This is a genomic window from Bradyrhizobium sp. LeoB3, assembly GCF_055456055.1.
The window spans coordinates 1-6,984 of the sequence record NZ_JBVBEF010000184.1; the positions used below are offsets into that span (position 1 = coordinate 1).

At 62.2% G+C, this 6,984-nt stretch carries 6 protein-coding genes and 2 pseudogenes; all 8 read right to left on the bottom strand.

Annotated features, from left to right (window positions below; genetic code table 11):
* Nucleotides 1-1,723 precede the first annotated feature (1,723 nt).
* On the bottom strand, nucleotides 1,724-1,888 hold the full coding sequence (locus ACZXDY_RS43915; protein ID WP_155255310.1) for a hypothetical protein: 165 nt from the start codon (nucleotides 1,886-1,888) through the stop codon (nucleotides 1,724-1,726).
* 166 nt (nucleotides 1,889-2,054) lie between these two features.
* On the bottom strand, nucleotides 2,055-2,195 hold the full coding sequence (locus ACZXDY_RS43920; protein WP_464349772.1) for a hypothetical protein: 141 nt from the start codon (nucleotides 2,193-2,195) through the stop codon (nucleotides 2,055-2,057).
* Nucleotides 2,196-2,423: 228 nt separating this feature from the next.
* Nucleotides 2,424-3,515: a YihY/virulence factor BrkB family protein gene (locus tag ACZXDY_RS43925; protein ID WP_464349773.1), complete on the bottom strand. Its 1,092-nt coding sequence runs from the start codon at nucleotides 3,513-3,515 to the stop codon at nucleotides 2,424-2,426.
* Nucleotides 3,502-4,347 (bottom strand): hypothetical protein, encoded by an 846-nt coding sequence (locus ACZXDY_RS43930; RefSeq protein WP_464349775.1) that lies wholly within the window; start codon nucleotides 4,345-4,347, stop codon nucleotides 3,502-3,504. The genes ACZXDY_RS43925 and ACZXDY_RS43930 overlap by 14 nt, the downstream gene beginning before the upstream one ends.
* A 108-nt stretch (nucleotides 4,348-4,455) precedes the next feature.
* Nucleotides 4,456-4,533 (bottom strand): annotated as a pseudogene (locus ACZXDY_RS43935) (DUF3618 domain-containing protein); the annotation flags it as partial.
* A complete protein-coding gene (locus ACZXDY_RS43940; RefSeq protein ID WP_028165682.1) occupies nucleotides 4,511-4,927 on the bottom strand; it encodes a phage holin family protein in 417 nt (138 codons plus the stop codon). The gene ACZXDY_RS43940 and the pseudogene ACZXDY_RS43935, both read right to left, overlap by 23 nt.
* Nucleotides 4,924-5,277: a hypothetical protein gene (locus ACZXDY_RS43945; RefSeq protein ID WP_464349774.1), complete on the bottom strand. Its 354-nt coding sequence runs from the start codon at nucleotides 5,275-5,277 to the stop codon at nucleotides 4,924-4,926. Before ACZXDY_RS43945 ends, ACZXDY_RS43940 begins: the two co-directional genes overlap by 4 nt.
* A gap of 1,506 nt (nucleotides 5,278-6,783) precedes the next feature.
* Nucleotides 6,784-6,984, bottom strand: a pseudogene (locus tag ACZXDY_RS43950) (transposase); the annotation flags it as partial.

Consider the following 6,984-nt stretch of genomic DNA (forward strand, 5'->3'; position numbering starts at 1 on the left):
GCGAGCGACGGCGGCTCCGAGGGGATGGCTTGGCCGGACCCCATGATCAATTTTGCTGAACTTGACGCACAGAACTCAAGCTTAGCGCTGGTCTAAGCCTTTGGCGGGGTAGGCAACGCATAAACGTCCGACGAAAACGGCAGCTGCATGGTGTCGTCGAAACGTGGATACCATTCATCCAGCTTCACCTTGAACTCGTCCAAACTGAGACACTACCGCTGCGCGGCCGCAGTTGCGATGTCTGAGTTGGGTCATGAGCGGCGGTGCAAAGCCGCGCGACGACACGTCGGGTATAGCGCTGGCAGCAGACTGGCGAAATTGTGCGACGCTCTTCGTCTCTGGGCCCAATAGCGGACTCAACAGGTGAAATTGGCTCGGTTGATAAAATCAAATCAAGTGCAATCTGCCACCTACGCTGCAGCACTCCTCGGCACACATGGAGGTGCGAGGAACATCGGCGTCTTTATTGGCCGTCCGAACCCAGCGAGCGGCCCCCATAAAGTAGCCCTGGCGCGAGCTGGCCTGACCCTCGAGACACTGCCGCTCCGCAACTAAAAAAGTCCGCGCTTAGCTTCGTCGAAGACACCGCCTCAAAAAAACCGACGTTCTAAACGCTCGATCGAGATGGACGCCGCCCGTGCCGCGGCACTCGGCCCGGACCTGGACCGTGATTGCGAACGAACATGGGCCGCTATTCGGAGCTCCGCCGCGACGTGTCCGGGTTGAGGTATAGTTACCGGCGTAACATTTTTTCGAGATGTCTGAAACGCGTCCGTCATATTCAATCTCTACCGTTGCGCAGCGATGCAGTGAGGGGGGCGCTATGGGAAATTGTCGAGGAGGTTGCGCAATCCCGCGAACCTGCGGCGATGACGATGACCAAACATGCGTGCACTAGATCTCGGCGACGTATCGGAAACGTTCTTGCTCGAACGACCTCGCTTACTGCAGCTTTTTGTTACTGCCGCTGCGGGTGCACTTCTACCAGACTCGCCCGCAGAAGCAGATCAGTCGATCCAATTTGCGCTGAAGCCGTTGGCGGACGCGAGGATTAGAAATCCTGAGTTGACCGGGGAACTGCCGCCCGTTGCCGTCGATAGACTATGGAGGATCTTCCAGCATATTAGTCGTTATTGGTTTGCCGAAGGCGTAACCATTGATCGCGGAAGGTTCGCTCACGTCTTGACGCTGAAGGTCTCTGAGGCTCCTAGCTATTTGACTGAGTACAGGGAAGCATCCCATCTATTCTCTAGACTTGAGACGCAGTTCGACAATCCTGCCCAGGCGCTGCGCGTTATGTTTACGCCTCCTTCGCCGCTTCTCCCTGATTTTTCCTTCACTGGGAAGCAGGGCATCGATCCAAGCCCAGCTCGGAGTGGTGGCCGCCGCGCAGACGTATACGGCGTCGGCCTTAGGCAGTTCGCGGCCGATGCCGGACCCAGTGTGCACCACGACCTAGTTGTAGGTTGTGCCGTGCACGTTCGGCTAGCCGTACCGCGTCATGGAGCTGGAGCAAGAATTCTATCGGGCGCTGGCCCATCGCGTACGCGAACTCGCCGGAAGAGGCGACCCGTTTACTAGACGCCGATTGCTGGCGCTGGCCGGCGATACGACGCCAAGGGCAGCAAGTCTTCACCGTTGTCCCGCTCCACCGAGCATCCGATGCGGCCGCTGCGCATCGTCCCGGACGGCGCTACCCGGATCGGGCGAGGCCTGAGGGAGCTCATCCCTTCCCGTCCTTGGCGGCTTGCGAGTCGTTGGCACGTCGTTCGTATTCCTCCGCCAACGCGTTGAGCCGCGCGGCGGCGCCGTCCGGATCGTTGATCGATCCCGCTAGGCGGCGGCATCTTTGGGCCTCCGTCAGCAGTCGGGTTTTCTCGTCTTCCATGGCAACTCAAACCGCTCCTTTGGCCGGTTACGACGAGAGCCGCGCGCAGCCACAACGCCGCTCAACCGCCCTTCAGCGCGTCCTTGACCTCCCTCGCGGGCCAGCTCTCGCCGACGGGCATCGCGCGCACCTTCACGCCGCCGCCGAGCAGCGCATGAGAGGCGACCTATTCCCCTGTTTCGACGACTGTCAGGTCCGTCTCGGGCTTCCAGTCCAGCGTGAGATCGAGATCGCCGGGAAAGATTTGCCACCGCGAGCCGTCCTCTAGCTCCACGATATGGCTCTCCGCGTGCGCGCGGATCTTCATCGGTACGCGGGCTCTGCGCGCGGCTGCTGCGGGAGCCGCTCCACCGTTCCGGACCGGCGCAGCCGTCCTTCTTCACCATGTCCGCATCTGGCGCATCTCAGCCGCACGTCGTGTTGCGCATAGGGCGCTGTCGGCAGGCCCGCGGCCATCGGCCATGCGCCGCAGTTGGGGCATTTCACCAGCAGGGTATCCATTTCAATCATCGCGCCCGCTCCGGTAATTGCGGGATCAATCTCGGGCAGGCCCGATGGTGTCAGCCATCGTCGCTTGCCGAGTTCCAAGAGGCCTGGACCGGCCCGTCGTTGTGTCTCGCGCTGTCTGATGCTCCATCTCGGCGTCGAGTTCGGCACCGACCAGGATCACGATGGCCGATAGCCAGATCCACATCATGAAGCCGATCACGGCGCCGAGCGATCCATAAGTCTTGTTGAAGCTCCCGAAATTCTCCGCGTACCAAGAGAAGAGAATCGAAGCGACGAGCCAACCGAGGGCCGCGAATGCGCTTCCCCAGGTGATCCAGCGCCACTTCGGCTTCTCGCGGGAGGCCCCGTATCGATAGACAAACGCCAGTCCCAGCGTGACCACGATGAACAAAGCGGGCCACCTGCAGACGCGCAGAAGCAATTCGGTCCGATCCAACAGGCCCAGATACTTGAACGCCGGCGGGAGCGCGAGCATCGCGCCGATCGCGATCAGCACGAACGCGATGCCTGCGGCCGTGAAGGCGAGCGAAATGGCATTGAGCTTGACGAAGCTGCGCTTCTCGCGTTCGGAGTACACGATGTTGAGGGTGTCGAAGATCGATTTGATGGCTGCGTTGGCGCTCCACAGCGAAACCGCCAGGCCGACGATGAACGTAAGGCCGAGCGTGCTGCCGCGCTGGGAAGCGACCCGCGTCAACTGATCACGGATGATGTCGATGGCGCCTCCCGGCAGCAGACCCGACAATTGCCCCAGCTGCACCGTCAGCGCGCCGGGATCCGCGAACAATCCGTAGACGGCGACGAGAGCGGCAATCGCCGGGAAGATCGCCAGCAGGGTGTAAAAGGTGATTCCGGCCGCCAGAGCGACGACGCGGTGCTCCGAGATGTTCTGATACACCCGGAGCAGAATGTCCTTCCAGCCCCGCCCCGGGATCTCTGAAGGCGTACTCGCCAGACGTCCGCGGCCTTCGTCGGTTCGCGGATGTCCGCTCTTGTTTTCGGCCAGTGTCGCCGAGAGTCGTCGCGGCCGAAAGCCAAGGGCGAGCAGTGTCAGCGTGACGGCGGCGGCCCACAAAGGCCGGTTGCCGTGGCTGCTCCTGCGCTCAGAGCGGCGCATTTTGGGGCGACCAGGGCTGCCCTCGCGTCTCACGCTCGGACGTCTCTGAGCGACGCACCGGTGTGGCCTCGCCGCCCTCCGCTTTCTGAGCTGCGCCTTCCGCCTGTTGGGACGCCTCGTTGGCCGCCGCGTCGAGCGCGCGCTTGCCGATCTTCTCGGCGCCCTCGATCTGCTCCGATGCCAAATCCTGCGCGCGGTCCTTGATGCTGTCGCTCGTCTCTCCCATGAGGCGATTTTCGGCTTCGGTCGCCGGCAGTAAGGCGCCGACCAGCGCGCCGACGGCGATCCCAAGCCCAGTCAGGAGCATCGGCTGTTCGCGGCAGAAATCGAGGAAGGTGCTGCCCGTCTGCAGCGTTCGTTGTCCTGCGGCTTTGGTTGATTCCGTCATCGAAGATGCCGTCCGCCGAGCTGTGTCCGCGACCGCGTCGTAGCCGGCCGCGGCGCTTTGCTGTACGGAATCCTTCGCGGACCGGGCCCTGTCCCGCACTGCCTCGGCTGCCTCGGAAGCGGTCTGCTGAGCAGAAGCGGACATCGAGCCCGCCATGTCACGCAGCCGATCTCCGGTCTGTGAAGCCGCCCGCTTGGCGTCCTCGGCGGTCGACCTCACGCTTTCGGTGGTGTCGCTTCCGACCCTGGAGGCCTTATCGCTCCATTCGGTGCCTTTATCCGCCGCAGACTTGCCGGCCCGATCGGCTGCATCACGCACGCTCTCGGCGGTATCGATGGCGGCGTCGCGAAGACGCTCGCCCCCGCGGCGCATGACCCCGTCTGTCAACCTGCCGCCGCCCAGCATCAGCCAAGCCAGGCTTGCTCCCATCAGGGCGAGCGGCATCGGATTGCGGACGGCCTGGTCTCTCAGATTGCGGGCGAATGCCAGGCCGGCGCCGTCGCTTACCCTATCTGCCAGTTGATCAAGGACGTGCCCGGGCGTCATGCAGGCGCGCAATTCGCCTAGCGTGCTCGCAATCTGCGCACGTGTCTGTTCGGCCTCTCGTTCAAGCTGCTCGGCGTGGCTCATGATCCTGACTCACTTGTTCCTTCGCCACCGAGGCGTCCCGTTGGAGCTGGTGGACGGTTTTGCTGGGCATGATGTTTTCGACCTTGAGGCGGCTGACGCCGACCAGAAGGAGGATAATTCCGACTATCAGCGCGATCCCGCCGACCAGCAGGGCCGACCAGTGGGAAGCCATGCCGTAGCGCTCGGCGAGCGCTGCAACGCCGGCCTGGAGCAGGATGACGAGGGCGGGTATCAGCAGCACCGCGCCGCCGACGATCAATCCGAGACCTCTGCCGATGCTGGCCATGTTCTCGGAGACCTCAGCGCGCGCAAGCTGCGCCTCCTTGCGGAGCAGCACCGTGAGCTGGGAGAACAGATCGCTGATGATCTCGGGGACCGAGCGTAGCTGTGTCATGACGTGTTTCCTCCGCGCTTGTCCTCTGCGGAGCTCTTGAGAAATCGCGAAACCGCAAATCCGGCCAGCACCGCGCCTCCGAAGACCGCCAATGGCTCCTTGCGACCGAGATCGTTGAAGGTGCCCATGAGGTCTTGCAGACTTCTGTTGCGCAGCGCGCCCGCCCCCTCTTCGAGGCGGGAAGCGGCCGCATGCACGAATTCGGCGGCCTTGGGCATTTGTTGCTGAAGTTCATCGGCGGCACCATGTACGGCGTGGGCCACTTGATCGACCTGGTTCACGCCGGCCTGCTTTTGCCGCTCTGCTGCCTGTTCTGTTTTTTGTTCCGTCTGTGTGATCGTGTCTTGCATGGTCAAAAATTCCCTCGTGCGCCGCCGCCCTCGCCGGCGGTCGCATTGTCCCGTTACAACGCCCCGGAATCCAACATGATGGCGCGATCGATGTTCCTGGATAGAAAGGAGAACAGCGTAGGAATCGTACATAGCTCACGCTGGAAAGGCGCTGCCCGCAAAGCGCGATGTCGCTGCTTGGGTCGGCGCCCCGTGCTTCAGCCCTACCAGAGAATCCCGACTACAAACTCAGGGGACGAGCGGAGACCCTGGCGCGAGCTGACCGGAAACGCGACCGAGGCGTGCCTGTCGACGAGAAGCCGTTGGCGGTGGGCACCCGCGCCATCCGGTTTGACGTGAACCACTGTTCGAACCGCGCCCGGACCTTGCGCCGGTCGATCCGTGCCAAGTTGTTCGCTGCCTGGATGCCGATGAACCGGAGCCCGGATTCCTAGGCACTCCGGGCGCGCTCCATGACGATTACTGGGATGAGCAGATCGAACGAGCAGAGGGATCCGATCGGTCTGATCGCGATGCAGAGGCAGGTGATCGCGTGGAGCATCGGCGGCGTCGCGGAGAAGCAGCTGCGCCAAGGTTCCGGCCCGCGATGGCGCGAAGCTGCCCGACGGGCTAAAGTCGGCCCAGGTGCCTGCGAGCCTGGAGACGTGGCCAACCGGTGCGGAGCTACGAATAGGTGATGCTCGACGACAAGAACCTGCTGCTTGTGAGTCCTCGGGATGGAACCATCGACGGCGTCACCTCAACCGACGTCTCTAAAACGCCACTTCAGTTGCAGAGCAAAGGGTTCCATACGCGCGGGCCGAGGCTGTGCCGCTGGTCCAATACCCGACGACCTGGGATTCGAGGCTCTGCACATATCAAGGTGGGCCGAAGACCAATACCTGGACGTGCAGGTGAGGCGCTGACCTAGGCCATCAGGCAAAGAGCTCAGCGCAGGGCCTCGTCAAACCGCACACGTAAGTGACCGGATGCGTGCAACCAGAGCCAGCCCTTTAGCTCGCGAGATCTGACCGCGCCCCTTGCAACGTGAATTTTACAAAGCGCTAGGATGCGATCGCTGAGGGCTCACTGCGTCCCAAGCCGATTGGCTTATCGCTGAAACACTTCACGTATCTTGCGTTGAGAATGTTCTTCGGTGGTACAGACACAGAACGCCCGAGTCCGTTGGGTCAAAATGCGAAGAACTCAGAGTGAGCAAATCTGGCCCGCTCCGCCCCAGTAAGCGGACCTCAATGAGGGGGTCGCCACTTCGCTGATGGGCCACAGGCGGACATGTCAGGACGTCACTTCTCGGCCAAGGTGTGCCGGATGATGTACCCGGGTCATCTCTAATGTTCGAACGGCCTGTTATCAGAGCAAAACCCAAGCTCCGGGTCATTGATGGGCTGCTGCATGATCTGCACCAACACGCCGCACATCCGACGGGGTGGAAGTTCGACCATACCGAACGGCGGAGCCCAACTTTGAACCTTGAGGCTCATCAGGTCGCGCAATGGAGCGACATGTTCTCTTGGCTGCAATCAGGCTCGGCTTGCCGACGATGTTCATCACCCGTGTGAGGTTATAAGCGAGAACATGCAGCGCCATCTCAGTGGCGACGTTCCTTAGGCGCTTCATCAGGAAGTGCGTTGCACCCATACGGGCTTTGATCGTGCCGAAGGGATGCTCAACCGTCTCGCGCCGCGTCCGCATGGCGTCGGGATCGGA